We start from the raw sequence: 15,820 nt of genomic DNA, 5'->3' as shown, positions 1-15,820 counted from the left end.
GCCCCCCTTAGATGAAAACCAGGTGTTTTATAGTCAAATATGGTATTAAGTCCAAATGGAGCAATTGGAGATTTTCATTCAAATCCTCACTTCTATAAAAGATGATTGCCATGCTCCGGTCATTTTGAAAAGGAAGCTGCCTATATTCCATAACATGTTCGAATTCATGACGGAGTCCATCATGATCCATACATGAAACATCTTCCGGATTTATTTCCAGTGGTACCTCTGCAAAGAAAAAGCTATATATATGATCGTCCATCTCTTCCAATATCCGATTCCAATCGGGTTTCGTTCCTGAAAAATAGTGTTCATACATATTCATTCCATAGGCATGGTAACCTAGATCCGTTGTACCTGCCCCAGCAAAACGCAGGGGATTGATTTCAATGGGTATCACCCGGTTTTCCTTTTTGCGAATTTCAAAGTGCACAGGGTAATTCCTAAGTGGAAGGACCGTTTGAATATTCTTCATGAACTTTAGTGCATCATGATAGATTTCGTTAATGGCCAACTTCGAAGTATAATAAATTCGATCGGAAGTATCGTAATCATCCTTGAATAATCGTTTGAAGACATTCAAAATGACCGGTTCACCATCTTGATTGTAATAGCCATCAATGGCATACTCTTCACCCTGAATCCACTCTTCTATTAAAACGGTCTGGGAACCGACCACTTCTGAATCATATAATCCATCCGAATGAAGTAAGTCCGCTTTTAGCTGATTCACGGCTATATCCCAATCCTGCTCATTCTTGACTTTGTGGACCCCTACACTCGAATAGCCAATATTGGGTTTAATAACTACCGGAAACGGTATTTGATTTTTATCCAGGTCACTTATTATAGATAAATCAATATCTTGGAAATAGAAATCAGGATATAAAGATTTCGTCAAATTTCGCACCTGACTCTTATCCTTCAATAACTTTGACCAAATGTACTCATTGCTATTTGGTAGAAAATGACCCAATAATGTTATGCCATTTTCAGAGTTTGTAAGAATTCTTTTGTCCTTTTCCATGGACATGAAAAATTCTGTATCCTTTTGAATGTTTAGCTTTTCTGATGTTAATGTGTCTCCCCATTGCCCCTGTTCCAGCACTGGAATTTGCTGTTCCTCCAACACCTTTAGAAGAATTGGCGACACAATGGACTCATTCAAAATAATCATTTTTTCCACCTAACTTATACTGTTTTTTGTATCTCCATATTTAATCGGTTAAAAGTGGTAAGTATTTAGCTTATATAGGTATTTATTATTAAAAATCCATTAAAAATCAAAATGTTAATATATCTTTTTACCTATACTCCCAAATTCAAAATGCATATGAGGGCATGAAAAAAGCATATTTAATTTTCTTGTATTTTCATTAAAAAGAGCCGACACTATTTTAAGTGTCCGCCATATTTTTTCAAATTTATCATTCAGAAAAAGTTCACCAGTAATTTTCTTGGAATAATTAAGACTAGTTCATATTCAATTCATAACTTCTTTATATACTTGCCCTATGAAGATCAAGAAAGGATGTATTTCATATGTCAGAAGAAAAAAAACAAAAGGGATGGCGCCAGTTCATCCGGTTAGTTCAACAAACGAAGCCTTCTAAACTAATGATAGGGATTGCATTGGCATTAAGCCTTGGTACAACGGGTGTAGGTTTATTAGTCCCTTTATTCACCAAAAATCTAATTAATGATTTTTCGATCAGCTCACTAAGCACTGAACGGATCACCCTTCTCGTTCTTGCCATCATCGTTCAAGCATTGGCCAGTGGATTTTCCATCTATTTATTAAATCGGATCGGTCAATCTGTAGTGGCGGGTATCCGTGATCAACTATGGAAAAAATTACTCGTATTGCCCGTGAGTTATTTTGATGAACATCCTTCGGGAGAAACAGTCAGCCGAATGACAAACGATACAACTGTAGTGAAGGGATTAATCTCTGAACACCTCGCTAATTTCGTTACTGGAATCATTTCCATCGTAGGTTCCATGATCGTTTTATTCGTCCTCGATTGGAAAATGACATTATTGATGTTCATTGCAATTCCACTCTCTGTTTTGATATTAATGCCACTAGGGAAAAAAATGCATAAAATTTCAAAAGGGATGCAGGATGAGACAGCAAGCTTCACCTCAGTCCTTCAGCAGGTGCTAATGGAAATACGTCTTGTTAAAGCATCGAATGCAGAAGCATTGGAATATCAAAATGGAAAAAAAGGAATCCATAAGTTATTTCAATTCGGATTAAAAGAAGCAAAAATCCAAGCGTTGATTGCACCGCTAATGAGTTTTGTCATGATGGCCTTACTCGTGCTGATTTTAGGTTATGGGGGAATGCGTGTTTCTTCAGGAGCCCTGACAGCTGGAGCCCTAGTTGCATTCATCATGTATCTTTTCCAAATAATCATGCCAATGGCTCAATTAGCCAGTTTCTTTACACAATTTCAAAAAGCAACGGGTGCAACAGAGCGCATCATTTCCATATTGGATTCAGTGGAGGAAGAAGATGCGAAGCAGCCAGTTCAAAATATAAGTCAATCTATCAGCGTGGATCACCTGAACTATAGTTACAATAATGGAGAACAGGTACTTAAAGATATAAGCTTTAACGTTGAAGCTGGTAAGGTCACTGCAATTGTCGGACCAAGCGGCAGCGGAAAAACGACACTTTTCTCTTTATTCGAGCGTTTCTACAAACCACAGCAAGGATCCATTTCTATAGGCGGGAAATCCATAAATGACTTCACACTGCTTTCATGGAGAAGCCAGATTGGGTATGTTTCACAAGAAAGCCCGATTGTATCGGGTACAATTCGAGATAATATTTGTTATGGCATCGATGGGGATATAACGGATGATGAATTGAATAAAGTGGCTAAAATGGCATATGCAGATCAGTTTATTTCTGAGCTTCCGAACGGATATGATACAGAGGTTGGTGAAAGGGGCATGAAATTATCAGGCGGCCAAAGACAAAGAATCGCGATCGCTCGTGCATTTTTAAGAAACCCTAAAATATTAATGCTTGATGAAGCTACTTCCAGTCTAGACAGCAAATCAGAAAAAGTGGTTCAACAGGCGTTAAATGATTTAATGAGAGGTCGAACAACAATAGTAATCGCCCATCGTCTATCAACCGTCATAGGTTCAGATCAAATCATCTTCCTCGAAAAAGGCAAAATAACAGGAAGCGGAACACATAAAGAGCTTTATAATACACACTCATTATATCGCGAATTTGCAGAACAGCAGTTACACAAACTTGAACTGGCCTAATTCACCGAAAGGAAAGAAGAAGGATGACAAAAATATTAATAGTCGATGATGATGCACATATTCGTGAACTTATAAACCTGTTGTTAAGAAAAGAAGGATTTGATTTATATGAAGTCTCAGATGGACTGCAAGCATTGAAATTAATGGAGAAGGTGAAAATTGATTTGGCAGTCATCGATATTATGATGCCTAACATGGATGGTTGGCAATTATGCAAAGAGTTGAGGGAATTTAGTGATATTCCCATTTTAATGCTGACTGCAAAAGGGGAAACAACACAAAAAGTAAAAGGATTCGGCCTTGGGGCAGATGATTATCTTGTAAAGCCATTTGAACCGATCGAATTGGTTCTTAGAATAAAGGCATTGCTTAAACGGTATAAAATCACTATTTCACAAACATTAAATATCAGCGAATTAAAGCTGAATCGCAACACGCATGAAATGTCATTCAAAGAACAGGAATATACGATTCCATTAAAAGAATTCGAATTGTTGTTTAAATTAGCAAGCTATCCTGGAAAAACTTTTTCCAGGGAAGATCTTATTGAAGACATTTGGGGCTATGATTATGAAGGTGATGAACGAACTGTCGATGTTCATATTAAAAGAGTAAGAGAAAGGTTTCCGGAATCGGAATTCCCCTTCCGGATTAAAACGATTTGGGGATTGGGCTACCGTTTGGAGATAACGAGATGAGAAGCAATCGATTTTTCAAAAAAATGCTTGGCATATTGTTTTTTCTTACGTTTAATTCAGTTTGCTTTTCGGCCGGGTACTATATCATTGAGCTATTGCCATTAAGGTTATCCGATTTTGTTCGGTATCTGACCACAATCATGACAAGCATCGCAATCATGATATTCATTGGATATCTTATGCATGCCATCCATCACAATAAACGGGCAAATATTTACCTCGAGATCATTGATGCCTTAAGGAAAATAGCAAATGGCGATTATAATGTACAATTGGATTTTAAAATCGATAGGAAAAACGAAATGACCGATATCATTAACCACTTCAATCACATGGCCAAGCAATTAAAGCAAATGGAAGAAATGCGGCAGGAATTCATCTCTAACGTCTCACACGAAATACAGTCGCCCCTAACCTCCATCGTAGGATTTGCCCAAGCTCTTCAATATAATAAGCTGACAATCGAAGAACGAAATCATTATCTTCATATAATTGAGACAGAGAGCAGGAGATTATCCAAATTAAGCGAAAACCTTCTAAAGCTTACATCCCTGGAATCCGAGCATCATCCTTTTGAAAAGACAGACTTCCGGCTGGATCAGCAGATACGAACCATTATTTTGGCTTGTGAACCGACGTGGTTGGAAAAAGAACTCGAATTGGATATATCTTTAGAAAAGATTCGAATTTTTGCAGACCAGGATTTAATGAGCCATGTATGGACAAATTTAATACACAATAGTATCAAATTCAACCGCCATCGTGGAAAGATCACGATTCGATTACAACAGATTGATGACCTGGCATCCATAACGATATCCGACAATGGAATTGGCATATCTGAAACAGACCAGTTCCATATATTCGAACGATTCTATAAAGCCGACCTGGCAAGGGAACGTACAAAAAGCGGCAGCGGTTTAGGCCTATCCATCGTGAAAAAGATTATTGAAATGCATGAAGGGACCATATCCGTAAAAAGTGAGCTCGATAAGGGAACGACTTTCACCATTCTGCTGCCTATTTCGTGAAGGGTTTTGTCATTTTAAAGTTTTTTTAACAATCATATTAATAAAAAACAGCTGCAATGGCAGCTGTTTTTAAAATCTATGTAGTAAAAAGTTTGATAAAAATTAACTTCACCCTTAATAAAGTGATTTTTTATTTCCGCCAAAAAGTTGAACAGTCTGCCTTATCCAAAATATTAAACTCGATCATTCTCTCAAGTAATGAGTAATCAACCGGGCGATCCCACTTGATACGCACCAACTGCTTGGTGTGATCATAGCCAGCCTGCACGATTTCATCAGAGAAATGATTAATCCCTGCTATTTCAGGGGCAACAGCCAAATGATGTTTGGCTACACTAAAGCCAATGATATATGTGCCATGATCGGTAAACATAGGCTGATTCCACGCGATTTTCGGAATTAAATTTGGATATTTGTTAGTTACCCAAGCCAAAACTTCTTCCGTTCGGTCCCGATGTTGCGGGTCATCAATCTTCGCTAAAAATTCTGCAAAAACTTCCATGTCATTCTCTCCTAAAATTGAAAATTTTTTTGAATAATGTCATTTTCCCCTCATCCGTATCATAATCAATATGTATTAAACGGCTTTATTTACACTGCACACCGATTCCTCGGCCTTCTTTAATCCACTTGTCAACTTGAGAGGTTCCCGTTCTTTTAGACATAAAAAAACACCCCTATGGCTAATCATAGCCAAAGGGGTGAAGCTTCGCAACTCTTTATAAACAGTTAATCTTTATTTAGATCTACATAACATACATTGCATTCATTCCGACTTACTCAACCGTTACACTTTTCGCAAGATTACGTGGTTTATCCACGTCACATTCACGGTGCAAGGCTGCGTAGTAAGCAATGAGCTGCAGCGGGATAACAGAGATAAGGGGTGTTAATAGTTCATTCACTTCCGGGATGACGAAACGGTCATCCTCTTCTTCAAGCCCCTTCATGGAAATGATGCAAGGGTTTGCGCCACGGGCAACCACTTCCTTTACATTACCACGGATGCTTAGGTTGACGCCTGCTTGCGTAGCAAGGGCTATGACAGGTGTACCTTCTTCAATCAAGGCGATCGTTCCATGCTTCAGCTCTCCGCCAGCAAAGCCTTCCGCCTGGATGTAAGAAATCTCCTTCAGCTTAAGGGCCCCTTCAAGCACAACATAGTAGTCAAGGGAACGGCCAATGAAGAAGCAGTTTCTCGTAACGGACAAGTATTCACGGGCAATGTCTTCCATCTCTTCTTTCGAATCACATAGGGCTTCCATTGCTGTCGCAACGATTCCAAGCTCTTTTACAAGGTCGAAATCAAACTCCATGTTACGGAATTGGCCAGTTACATTCGCTAAGATCGATAGGACTGCCACTTGAGCTGTATAAGCCTTAGTCGAGGCTACGGCAATTTCAGGGCCGGCATGCAGCAAGAGCGTATAATCCGCTTCACGTGACAATGTAGAGCCAGGTACGTTCGTGATGGTCAGGGCTTTATGACCAAGCGCTTTGATGGACACTAACACGGCACGGCTATCTGCAGTTTCACCACTTTGTGAAATGAAGATGAATAACGGTTTTTTCGATAATAACGGCATATTGTAGGTGAATTCAGATGCCACATGAACCTCAACCGGAATTTCAGTCATTTTTTCGATGAATTGCTTACCAATCAATCCTGCATGATAGCTGGTTCCGCAAGCGATGATATAAATACGGTCAGCCTCACTTACGGCTTCAGTAATGTTATAATCGATTGCAAGTTTACCTTCTTCATTTTGGTATGCTTGAATGATTTTACGTATGACAGCTGGCTGCTCGTCGACTTCTTTAAGCATATAGTGCGGATACGTACCTTTTTCGATATCACTTGCATCCAGTTCAGCAGTGTACGGAGCACGCATGACTTCTTCGTTGGAAAGGTTCTTGATCGTTACCTTTTCTTTTGTCACGATAACCATTTCCTTATCCATCAGTTCAAGGAATTGATCTGTGACTTGCAACATGGCCATTGCATCAGAAGCGACAACGTTAAAGTCTTTTCCGACACCGATCAGCAGCGGGCTTTTATTTTTTGCGACTAAGATGGTTTCATCATTTTCAGCATCCAATAGGGCAATCGCATATGAACCCTCTAATAGAGTGAGTGTTTGACGGAATGCCTCTTCCACTTCCATGCCCTCGTTCACGAACTTCTCGATGAGTTGAACGATGACTTCTGTATCCGTTTCACTTTTAAAGGCAACATCCTTCAAATATTCACGTTTTAGAATCGCATAGTTTTCAATGACCCCATTATGAACTAAAGTCAATCGACCTGAATTACTTTGGTGAGGATGGGCATTTTCACGGCTTGGCACACCATGGGTGGCCCAGCGTGTATGTCCTATTCCAGTATGCGCCATAGTATTTTCATCCACGGCTCCACGTAGGTCCGCGATTCTTCCTTTTTCCTTAAAGATTGTAACGCCTGCTTCATTTCTCACAGCAATTCCTGAAGAGTCATAACCGCGGTATTCAAGTTTTTCAAGACCTTTTAATAAAATTTCCTTTGCATCGTTAAGTCCAATATATCCAACAATTCCACACATAATTTCTGTTCCTCCAACCGATTCGAGGGAACAGGAATGCACGGGGGCATCCCTGCCCCCTCATCTCTGATATATATTTTTTATAAAGGAAATGCTTTAAAGCACTTTTTCCCTTTGTGCATTTCCAACCCTTTGTGCAGTAAGTTGCCCTACTGTTTTAAGATTGGAATTACTGCGGCTGTGCACTTCAGCCGGGAGGTATCCGCCGATCATTCGATAAACCTCCTCCTCGTCAACTAAGCCATTTCTCGTCCAGACTTAGTTCAGGCGCTTTTATGAATCCGTTCCTTGTCTACCCTCCTTTTCATGACAACGATTGTTGTAAATCAGGATAATCATACCTTAAACAAGGGACATAGGTCAATTCTTTATTACCAAGACCTATAAAAAGAACTTCTTTATAAAAAATATGCATAAAAGGAAATTTCGTTCCTTTTATGCATAGGATTAGTTATTCATTCATACCCATTTCCGCTTTTACCACTGCGACGATGCGCTCTACATAATTAGTGCATTCCTCAGCTGTCGGTGCTTCAGCCATTACACGGACTAGCGGTTCAGTACCGGATGGTCTCACCAAAATACGGCCGTTCCCGTTCATTTCCGCTTCGACTGCCTTGATGACTTCCTGTACCTTTTCATTATCGGTTACTGCGTGTTTATCGGTAACTCTGACATTGATCAGCGTTTGTGGATATTTCTTCATCTCGCCAGCGAGCTCCGATAAGGTTTTTTGGGTGTCACTCATGATGTTCACGAGCTGCAGGCCCGTCAATAAGCCGTCGCCTGTCGTGTTATAATCCAGGAAGATGATATGTCCGGATTGTTCGCCGCCAAGGTTATAGCCGCCTTTTCGCATCTCCTCGACCACATAGCGATCCCCCACTGCCGTCTGGGCGCTTTGTATACCATGCTCTTCAAGACCTTTATAAAAACCAAGGTTGCTCATGATCGTAGAAACCACTGTTCCCTGTTTCAGACGGTTATTTTCTTTTAAGTATTTCGCACAGATATACATGATTTGGTCGCCGTCCACTATATTCCCTTTTTCATCTATCGCAATGACTCGGTCTCCGTCACCATCGAATGCAAGTCCGACATCCGCACCTTTTTCTTTTAAGAATTCAGCAAGTGCCTCAGGGTGGGTGGAACCTACCTTATCATTAATGTTCAAGCCATTGGGCGATGCTCCCATCGTAGAGATGTCTGCATCAAGATCTGCAAACAAATGCATGGCCAAGGCAGATGTCGCCCCATGTGCACAATCAAGAGCAACATGAATGCCTGTAAAATCTTCATCCACTGATTGTTTCAAGTACTGGAGATACTTTTGCCCTCCTTCGAAATAATCGTTCAAATGGCCTAAATCCCCGCCTACAGGGCGTGGAAGTTCATCCTTTTCCATATCTAATAGTGCTTCAATTTCCGCTTCTTGATCATCGGATAACTTAAACCCATCCGGTCCAAAGAATTTAATCCCATTATCCGCTACCGGATTATGAGAAGCGGAAATCATGACACCTGCTTCAGCACTTAAGGCCTTTGTTAAATAGGCAACTCCCGGTGTCGAAATGACACCCAGGCGCATCACTTCAGCTCCAATGGATAAAAGACCGGCAACAAGCGCACCTTCCAGCATTTCACCTGAAATTCGAGTATCGCGTCCTATCAGCACTTTGGGTTTTTCTGTATTTCTAGTAAGCACGTAGCCACCAAAACGGCCTAGTTTAAATGCCAACTCCGGTGTTAATTCGCTATTCGCTATACCCCTGACTCCGTCTGTTCCAAAATATTTACCCATCTTTATCGCTCCTTCTTCGAATCGTTACTGAATTTAATGATGATGTTAAAGGAAGGTCATGTCTCTTCGTCTTTCTGTGTGATGGTGACCGAAATCGTTTTAGAATCCAGTTCCCATTCCACTCCCTCAGGCACTGTTACCGCCAAATCCACATCATGCGTACCTTCATCTAAATTACTCACATCTACTGTAAGATTAATGTCGTCTTTAGTTATTTTCTTCAAATCATCCGCCTCACCAAGCAAAGTGATGCTGGTTACATCGGATTCCAATTCGGCATTTTGGTCATCCTGTATGCCCACAGGCACTATTTGTATATTGTTGAAGGTTTTAGACTCTATGGCAGCCGGTTCATCTTCTTTCTCTTCTTCTTTGACTACTTGTTCTTCTTGTTTTTGTTCGGTTTCTGGTTTTTCCTCTTCTACGACTGGCTCTGCATTATCTTCATCCACATCAACTTTCTCTGTACGAATCTTGACCTTTGCCTTACCCAAGGACATTTTTTGTACACTTTCCGGTTTATCAAGATCGAGTTCCAGTTCTGTATCACCATCAATTTTCGAGATATTTACAGGAAGATTTACTACATCTATTTTCTCAAGGTCCGTTTCCGAACCAAATAAGGTGACCTCTTTCGGGTCAACACTCATACTCGTGATCCTGATGCCATCCTTTGCCTTGCCAGTTTGCTTCGGTGCTATCGACACCGTCTTGGAAGGAATGCTCACTTTTAAGGAAACTGAAACAGTAGATGGCTCGATCGTCACATCCAGCTTATTCAAGTCCCTGTCCAGGGCTTTTACGGTTGCCTTGCCGTTCACCGTTTCGTTAAGCCCCTTACTTATTTCAAGGTTTGCCTTTACATAGGAAATTTGTTCAATCGCATCTTTAGCACCCGTTATTTTGACAGTTTTAGGGCTGACTGTTGGCTGGCCAGCGGTATATCCCTCTTCAAGTAAAGAGCTATTATACTCGGCTTCAACGGAGAATTCCTTCGTCACCCGTTCCTGAACGTTGACTTCTGCATATTCCGGATCGATCGTTGCCACTAACTTTTCATTCAAATCACTTATTTTAAATGTGACAGTTCTGTCCCCCATTGAGATTGCAGGATCGGAAAGGTCTACATACACTTTAAAGTCCCTTTGGTTTTTCGCATTGATCAATAAGCTTTTTGCTCCCTTTAGAGTAACATCAACCGTCTCCGGCACTCCGCTCACCACTAGATTCTCACGGTCATAGTACACTTCGACCGGTACATTTTCAATGGTCTCCGTGCTGATTTCAGGGGCAGTCGATAAACCAAGGGATTTCTTATCCGACTCCATCTCAAAGTTAATGGAAATGAATAAAAGTGCCGCCAAGGCAAAAGCTACGATTCTCATAAACCAAGCGCTATTGGTGAATTTATCCATTCTTTTTCCCCCTCCAGTTAAAGATGCTTGAGGAAGTTGATTTGATGTTTTCCACTACCAGTTCACTTGTAAGCATGGCCCTAAATGATTCTTGATTCAAATCGCGGTAAAGTTCCCCGTTTTTAGTGACGGATATCCCTCCCGTTTCCTCTGAAACGACAATCGTAAGACTATCCGTAACTTCACTCATGCCTATGGCTGCCCTATGCCGCGTTCCAAGTTCCTTTGATATGAATGGACTCTCTGATAATGGCAAATAGCAAGCTGCAGCTGCCACCTGGTTATTTTGCAAAATAACTGCGCCATCATGGAGCGGCGTATTAGGGATGAAGATATTAATGAGCAGTTCTGAAGAGATATAGGATTTTAGAGGTATCCCCGTTTCAACATAATCCCCTAGCTCCGTACCTTTTTCTATAGTAATCAAGGCTCCGATCCGCCTTTTTGCCATATAGGTGGACGCCTTTAGAATTTCTTCGACTAAACGCTCTTGCTGATTCTCTTCCGGAACGGTGCCCCTTGCAAAGAGCTTCCCGCGTCCTAATTGTTCAAGTGCTCTTCTCAGTTCAGGTTGAAAAATGACGAGAATCGCCAATACTCCCCAATTCATGACTTGTGCCATTAACCATCCGAGTGTATTGAAACCAAACAGGTTGCTTAAGCTTTTTACAATGACAATTACAAAAATTCCTTTTAGCAGCTGAATAGCCTTTGTACCCCGAATAATAGTTAACAATTTATATATCACAAACCATACAAGGAGAATATCAATGAAATTTACTACATAGTCCCAAACAGTCAAGTTGGTTAAAGACATGTTGTTTCCTCCAGTCAGTATTACTCCAAATACAAATTACAATCTTTATACGATAACCTTAATAGTATACCATTTTTTAAATGATACATCTAAAAACTAGTGTGAGAAATTTACATAGGAAAAACGAATCATGTAAAAGGGTCCCCTTCCCTTAAAAAATAAAGCTGAGCGAAGTCACCGTAAATGAAAAAACGGTGCCCTCTCCCAGCTTCTATTCCTTATTCCTTTTCCTCCTCTTTAGCAGGAACCAACGAGGTTGCAGTATCCTTTACTTTATACCACATCCACTCAAAAGCTTGGTCAATAACATGGATGCTTCCAGTCACATTCCCTGCTTTTGACATATATTTATGCCCATTTATGACTGTCACATCTCCCTCTACTTCACCATCTATTTGAATGTTACCATTTTGAACTACCACATTCCCCTTGATTGTCTCACCCTCAGGCACAATCACCGTTTCACCTTCGACCACTAAGTTAGGCTGCTTTGATACTGAAAAATGTTCGTCCTGATTATAAGTGGAGAAAACAGATCCTGTCATCAATATGATGAACATCGCTGCCGCTGTCATGAAGGGATGGCTTTTGAACCAACGTTTGGCACCTGTTGTTTTCGTTTCCTTTGGCAATTGAGCCATAACCTTTGCTGTAAAGTCATCCGGGGCCTTTATATGGGAAGTGCTTTGTACAAGAGCGACCGCCTTTTTCATTTCATGAAAGTACTCCCGGCATTCAGCACAGTTATGCAAGTGCTCCCGTAAAACTTCTTTATGCTCCGGTTTGATGTCCTCATCTAAATAATCATGCATATATTCAATGATTTCCTCATGGCAGTTCATTTTTCTCACCTTCTTTTTATAAATGGCGTAGTTGTTTACGCAAGGCTTCCCGACCACGATGTATCCTCGTCTTGACCGTACCGACAGGCAAATCGAGTATTTCACTGATTTCCTTTAGGGATAACTCTTCAATATACTTCAATACGATTACCGACCGGTATTTCTCGGGCAATTTCATTATTTCCACTTGAATGGTTTCCTGTAGTTCTAAAGATTCAACCTCTTCCTCGGGTTTCGCCATATCCGATGCAATTTGGGAATACATATTCAATCCCTCTGTTCCTGCCACCTCTGCATCTAAATAGTAATCCGGTTTTTTCTTGCGAAGCCGGTCAATGCAAAGATTGGTCGCAATCCGGTATAACCATGTAGAAAATTTCATTTGTATATTGAAACTTCGAATATTCACGTAGGCCCTTACAAAGGCCTCTTGTGCCAAATCTTCTGCTTCTTGCCTGTTTCCGAGCATCCTGAAACATATTTGGAACACTTTGTCCTTGTATATTTCGACAATTTCTCCAAATGCATTATGGTCTCCCTTTAATACTTGATTAATTCTCTCTTTAATGAGTGCATCCATTTTCCGGTATTACCCCCGCTCATGCGGCTATACGATTACTACGAATCGTAAGCTAAAAGGTTTCAAAAATTTAATACATTAATTTTAACAAAGTTTTACATTTTATGTTTAAGAAAAAAAAAACAGGGCTATATAGTAAGAAATTGTAAAATCTAAGGGAGTGTTTCTCTATATGACTGCAGAACAAATTTTAGTCCATATTGAACAATACAGACAGAAAATGATGTTTTTGGCTTCCCGTTCTTCGATGGTGGATAATGAAGTTGTTGAAGTTAGCAGTAAACTGGATTCTTTAATCATCCAATACATCCATTTAACTAAAAATGGAGATCTCAATAACAGAAGTGCCCTCAAGTGAATATGGATTTACGATTGCAACCAATTATCTATAGATATGTTCCTGTTACATACGCCCTAGTAAATAAACCTACGTCTTCTAGCATATAAAAAACAGTAACCCATTACAAGCCGGTTACTGTTTCTTTTATTTTTTCAGTTATAATAATTTTTCTCCAAATAGCGAACCCATTAGGGCCACGGCAACGATCGCCGTCTTATTCCGCTCATCTAAAATTGGATTCACTTCAACGAATTCAGCTGATGTAATCAAGTTGGATTCCGCAAGCAATTCCATGGCCAAATGACTTTCCCGATAACTTATACCACCAATCACCGGTGTCCCCACTCCGGGTGCATCTGCTGGGTCAACTCCATCCAAATCCAATGACAGGTGGACGCCATCCGTTCTTTCCCTTAAATAATCAATGCATTCCTCCATCACCCGTGTCATTCCCATGCGGTCGATCTCATGCATCGTGTATACTTTAATCCCTTTCTCACGGATAAGTTCTTTTTCACCTTCATCCAATGACCTTGCTCCAATTATTACGATGTTTTCCGGTTTCACTTTTGGAGCAAAACCATGGATATTGATTAGGTCCGGATGTCCAAGCCCAATACTGACAGCTAGGGGCATACCGTGTATATTCCCTGATGGTGAAGTATCCTCCGTATTTAAATCCCCATGTGCGTCGTACCAAATCACACCCACATTTTCATAGTGCTTTGCGACTCCTGCCAGTGTACCTATAGCTATGGAATGGTCTCCTCCCAATACAAGCGGAAAGGAACCCCCTTCTATTATTTCATCAACTTTTGTTGCTAACAGGGAGTTACCCTTCGCTACAAGCTGTAGGTTTTTTAGATTTGTCCCAGGCTCATCTGCGTTTTCAGGACGCCCTACAATGATATCTCCTAAATCCTCCACTTCTATATTCAACTTTTCAAGACGCTCGATAATCTCTGCGCAGCGAATGGCACTAGGTCCCATATCCACCCCCCGCCTTGCTTGACCAAGGTCCATAGGCAGTCCGATGACGGAAATTTTCTGAATAGACATACAATTCCCCCTTTCCATCATTTTATATCGTATATGCCGGTTGGTTCAACTCGACATTCCCATGTATAAAAATGCACGTTCCTATCACATATGTTATTTGTGAAATAAAATCTTTCTGGGGATTAGCTTACCCAAACATGTCTTAAACAAAAAAAAGTCTTAAACCACTTTTGGCTTAAGACGTAAGTTTTGGTGTATGTAGTTGATGGTGGAGCCTAGCGGGATCGAACCGCTGACCTCCTGCGTGCAAGGCAGGCGCTCTCCCAGCTGAGCTAAGGCCCCTTTAAGGGATTTAAAATTTATTAAGCGGAAGACGGGATTCGAACCCGCGACCCCAACCTTGGCAAGGTTGTATTCTACCACTGAACTACTTCCGCAAATGGCTGGGCTAGAAGGGATCGAACCTTCGCATGACGGAATCAAAATCCGTTGCCTTACCGCTTGGCTATAGCCCAATATATGATATGCAATGTTTAATGTTCAACAAAATAAAAAGGTGGTAATCATATACTTCCCCAATACAGAGAATATATAACTAATCCACAGGATTTTATTAAAATGGTGGAGGGGGGCAGATTCGAACTGCCGAACCCGAAGGAGCGGATTTACAGTCCGCCGCGTTTAGCCACTTCGCTACCCCTCCGCAATATATGGTTGTAAGTGGTGCCGGCAAGAGGACTTGAACCCCCAACCTACTGATTACAAGTCAGTTGCTCTACCAGTTGAGCTACACCGGCAAGTAAAGAATGAAATGGTGGAGGATGACGGGATCGAACCGCCGACCCTCTGCTTGTAAGGCAGATGCTCTCCCAGCTGAGCTAATCCTCCGGATTTAAAATGGTGACCCGTACGGGATTCGAACCCGTGTTACCGCCGTGAAAGGGCGGTGTCTTAACCGCTTGACCAACGGGCCGATCTGTTTTGCGTTCATAGATAGATTGGGAAGCTCCCAAGCGGATTCGAACCGCTGACCTCTTCCTTACCATGGAAGTGCTCTACCTACTGAGCTATGGAAGCATATGGCTCCGCAGGTAGGACTCGAACCTACGACCGTTCGGTTAACAGCCGAATGCTCTACCACTGAGCTACTGCGGAATAATATAATGTTTCCTAAAACCCATTTAAAGATTTAAATGAATAGCCTGGCAACGTCCTACTCTCACAGGGGGAAACCCCCAACTACCATCGGCGCTGAAGAACTTAACTTCCGTGTTCGGAATGGGAACGGGTGTGACCTCTTCGCCATCATTGCCAGACTATATTCATTTTTTGAAGAATTTTCATTCCTTCAAAACTAGATAATAAGAAGGTATTTCATTTTTTTTAAAGCGTTGGTTAAGTCCTCGATCTATTAGTATCAGTCAGCTCCA

General features: G+C 41.0%; 13 protein-coding genes, 9 tRNA genes and 1 rRNA gene. 4 read left to right on the top strand and 19 right to left on the bottom strand.

Annotated elements, in window-relative coordinates; translation table 11 throughout:
- Positions 1-7: 7 nt before the first annotated feature.
- The gene (locus tag ACQKFG_RS25235; protein WP_369619804.1) at positions 8-1,177 is read right to left on the bottom strand and encodes an ATP-grasp domain-containing protein; all 1,170 of its coding nucleotides are present in this window, start codon (positions 1,175-1,177) and stop codon (positions 8-10) included.
- A gap of 365 nt (positions 1,178-1,542) precedes the next feature.
- Between ACQKFG_RS25235 and ACQKFG_RS25230 the strand changes: the two genes are divergently transcribed.
- The 3 genes from ACQKFG_RS25230 to ACQKFG_RS25220 are packed head-to-tail and all read left to right on the top strand — an operon-like array spanning position 1,543 to position 5,017.
- The gene (locus ACQKFG_RS25230) at positions 1,543-3,288 is read left to right on the top strand and encodes an ABC transporter ATP-binding protein (protein WP_427563807.1); all 1,746 of its coding nucleotides are present in this window, start codon (positions 1,543-1,545) and stop codon (positions 3,286-3,288) included.
- A gap of 23 nt (positions 3,289-3,311) precedes the next feature.
- Positions 3,312-3,986, top strand: coding sequence for a response regulator (locus ACQKFG_RS25225; RefSeq protein ID WP_427563805.1), 675 nt, complete (start codon positions 3,312-3,314; stop codon positions 3,984-3,986).
- Positions 3,983-5,017 (top strand): sensor histidine kinase, encoded by a 1,035-nt coding sequence (locus ACQKFG_RS25220; RefSeq protein WP_427563803.1) that lies wholly within the window; start codon positions 3,983-3,985, stop codon positions 5,015-5,017. The genes ACQKFG_RS25225 and ACQKFG_RS25220 overlap by 4 nt, the downstream gene beginning before the upstream one ends.
- A 130-nt stretch (positions 5,018-5,147) precedes the next feature.
- Here ACQKFG_RS25220 and ACQKFG_RS25215 read toward each other — a convergent pair whose 3' ends face one another.
- The 7 genes from ACQKFG_RS25215 to sigW all read right to left on the bottom strand — a co-directional run bounded on the left by ACQKFG_RS25215 (position 5,148) and on the right by sigW (position 13,051).
- The gene (locus tag ACQKFG_RS25215; RefSeq protein ID WP_427563801.1) at positions 5,148-5,519 is read right to left on the bottom strand and encodes an iron chaperone; all 372 of its coding nucleotides are present in this window, start codon (positions 5,517-5,519) and stop codon (positions 5,148-5,150) included.
- 274 nt (positions 5,520-5,793) lie between these two features.
- Complete coding sequence (gene glmS, locus ACQKFG_RS25210) at positions 5,794-7,596, bottom strand: glutamine--fructose-6-phosphate transaminase (isomerizing) (protein WP_427563799.1); 1,803 nt, start codon at positions 7,594-7,596, stop codon at positions 5,794-5,796.
- A gap of 451 nt (positions 7,597-8,047) precedes the next feature.
- Positions 8,048-9,397: a phosphoglucosamine mutase gene (gene glmM / locus ACQKFG_RS25205; protein WP_427563797.1), complete on the bottom strand. Its 1,350-nt coding sequence runs from the start codon at positions 9,395-9,397 to the stop codon at positions 8,048-8,050.
- A gap of 56 nt (positions 9,398-9,453) precedes the next feature.
- Positions 9,454-10,812, bottom strand: a complete 1,359-nt coding sequence (locus tag ACQKFG_RS25200) for a CdaR family protein (RefSeq protein WP_427563795.1) — start codon at positions 10,810-10,812, stop codon at positions 9,454-9,456.
- Positions 10,805-11,629: a diadenylate cyclase CdaA gene (gene cdaA, locus ACQKFG_RS25195; protein WP_034304935.1), complete on the bottom strand. Its 825-nt coding sequence runs from the start codon at positions 11,627-11,629 to the stop codon at positions 10,805-10,807. Before cdaA ends, ACQKFG_RS25200 begins: the two co-directional genes overlap by 8 nt.
- A 218-nt stretch (positions 11,630-11,847) precedes the next feature.
- On the bottom strand, positions 11,848-12,471 hold the full coding sequence (locus ACQKFG_RS25190) for a zf-HC2 domain-containing protein (protein WP_427563793.1): 624 nt from the start codon (positions 12,469-12,471) through the stop codon (positions 11,848-11,850).
- Between the two features lie 16 nt (positions 12,472-12,487).
- Positions 12,488-13,051 carry an RNA polymerase sigma factor SigW gene (sigW, locus tag ACQKFG_RS25185; RefSeq protein WP_063236211.1) on the bottom strand — a complete coding sequence of 188 codons (564 nt, stop codon included), beginning with the start codon at positions 13,049-13,051 and terminating at the stop codon, positions 12,488-12,490.
- 172 nt (positions 13,052-13,223) lie between these two features.
- Here sigW and ACQKFG_RS25180 point away from each other — a divergent pair, with 172 nt between their 5' ends.
- Positions 13,224-13,409 carry an aspartyl-phosphate phosphatase Spo0E family protein gene (locus tag ACQKFG_RS25180; RefSeq protein WP_192207461.1) on the top strand — a complete coding sequence of 62 codons (186 nt, stop codon included), beginning with the start codon at positions 13,224-13,226 and terminating at the stop codon, positions 13,407-13,409.
- Between the two features lie 138 nt (positions 13,410-13,547).
- Here the strand turns inward: ACQKFG_RS25180 and rocF are convergent, their stop codons facing one another.
- The 11 genes from rocF to rrf all read right to left on the bottom strand — a co-directional run bounded on the left by rocF (position 13,548) and on the right by rrf (position 15,706).
- A complete protein-coding gene (rocF, locus tag ACQKFG_RS25175; RefSeq protein WP_342614899.1) occupies positions 13,548-14,450 on the bottom strand; it encodes an arginase in 903 nt (300 codons plus the stop codon).
- A gap of 206 nt (positions 14,451-14,656) precedes the next feature.
- Positions 14,657-14,732 (bottom strand) — tRNA-Ala (locus ACQKFG_RS25170).
- A 23-nt stretch (positions 14,733-14,755) separates the two neighbouring features.
- A tRNA-Gly gene (locus ACQKFG_RS25165) sits at positions 14,756-14,827 on the bottom strand.
- A 3-nt stretch (positions 14,828-14,830) separates the two neighbouring features.
- A tRNA-Gln gene (locus ACQKFG_RS25160) sits at positions 14,831-14,905 on the bottom strand.
- Positions 14,906-15,009: 104 nt separating this feature from the next.
- Positions 15,010-15,093: transfer RNA gene (locus ACQKFG_RS25155), tRNA-Tyr, on the bottom strand.
- A gap of 18 nt (positions 15,094-15,111) precedes the next feature.
- Positions 15,112-15,187, bottom strand: a tRNA-Thr gene (locus ACQKFG_RS25150).
- A gap of 15 nt (positions 15,188-15,202) precedes the next feature.
- Positions 15,203-15,278, bottom strand: a tRNA-Val gene (locus ACQKFG_RS25145).
- A 10-nt stretch (positions 15,279-15,288) separates the two neighbouring features.
- A tRNA-Glu gene (locus ACQKFG_RS25140) sits at positions 15,289-15,363 on the bottom strand.
- A 31-nt stretch (positions 15,364-15,394) separates the two neighbouring features.
- Positions 15,395-15,467, bottom strand: a tRNA-Thr gene (locus ACQKFG_RS25135).
- 3 nt (positions 15,468-15,470) lie between these two features.
- A tRNA-Asn gene (locus ACQKFG_RS25130) sits at positions 15,471-15,545 on the bottom strand.
- A gap of 45 nt (positions 15,546-15,590) precedes the next feature.
- Positions 15,591-15,706, bottom strand: a 5S ribosomal RNA gene (gene rrf / locus ACQKFG_RS25125).
- Positions 15,707-15,820: the final 114 nt, after the last annotated feature.

It is taken from the genome of Peribacillus sp. NPDC076916 (assembly GCF_050269675.1).
In the GTDB taxonomy this organism is placed as follows: Bacteria; Bacillota; Bacilli; order Bacillales; family DSM-1321; genus Peribacillus; species Peribacillus aracenensis.
Note: the sequence above shows the minus strand (reverse complement) of the source record. Positions and strands in the feature narration are given on the sequence as shown.

Excerpts from the sequence above, each read along its gene's own strand:
- ACQKFG_RS25215 (WP_427563801.1), bottom strand. The coding sequence starts at position 5,519 with ATGGAAGTTTTTGCAGAATTTTTAGCGAAGATTGATGACCCGCAACAT.
- ACQKFG_RS25220 (WP_427563803.1), top strand. The coding sequence starts at position 3,983 with ATGAGAAGCAATCGATTTTTCAAAAAAATGCTTGGCATATTGTTTTTT.
- ACQKFG_RS25190 (WP_427563793.1), bottom strand. The coding sequence starts at position 12,471 with ATGAACTGCCATGAGGAAATCATTGAATATATGCATGATTATTTAGAT.
- ACQKFG_RS25200 (WP_427563795.1), bottom strand. The coding sequence starts at position 10,812 with ATGGATAAATTCACCAATAGCGCTTGGTTTATGAGAATCGTAGCTTTT.
- sigW (WP_063236211.1), bottom strand. The coding sequence starts at position 13,051 with ATGGATGCACTCATTAAAGAGAGAATTAATCAAGTATTAAAGGGAGAC.
- rocF (WP_342614899.1), bottom strand. The coding sequence starts at position 14,450 with ATGTCTATTCAGAAAATTTCCGTCATCGGACTGCCTATGGACCTTGGT.
- ACQKFG_RS25225 (WP_427563805.1), top strand. The coding sequence starts at position 3,312 with ATGACAAAAATATTAATAGTCGATGATGATGCACATATTCGTGAACTT.
- glmM (WP_427563797.1), bottom strand. The coding sequence starts at position 9,397 with ATGGGTAAATATTTTGGAACAGACGGAGTCAGGGGTATAGCGAATAGC.
- ACQKFG_RS25230 (WP_427563807.1), top strand. The coding sequence starts at position 1,543 with ATGTCAGAAGAAAAAAAACAAAAGGGATGGCGCCAGTTCATCCGGTTA.
- glmS (WP_427563799.1), bottom strand. The coding sequence starts at position 7,596 with ATGTGTGGAATTGTTGGATATATTGGACTTAACGATGCAAAGGAAATT.
- ACQKFG_RS25235 (WP_369619804.1), bottom strand. The coding sequence starts at position 1,177 with ATGATTATTTTGAATGAGTCCATTGTGTCGCCAATTCTTCTAAAGGTG.
- ACQKFG_RS25180 (WP_192207461.1), top strand. The coding sequence starts at position 13,224 with ATGACTGCAGAACAAATTTTAGTCCATATTGAACAATACAGACAGAAA.
- cdaA (WP_034304935.1), bottom strand. The coding sequence starts at position 11,629 with ATGTCTTTAACCAACTTGACTGTTTGGGACTATGTAGTAAATTTCATT.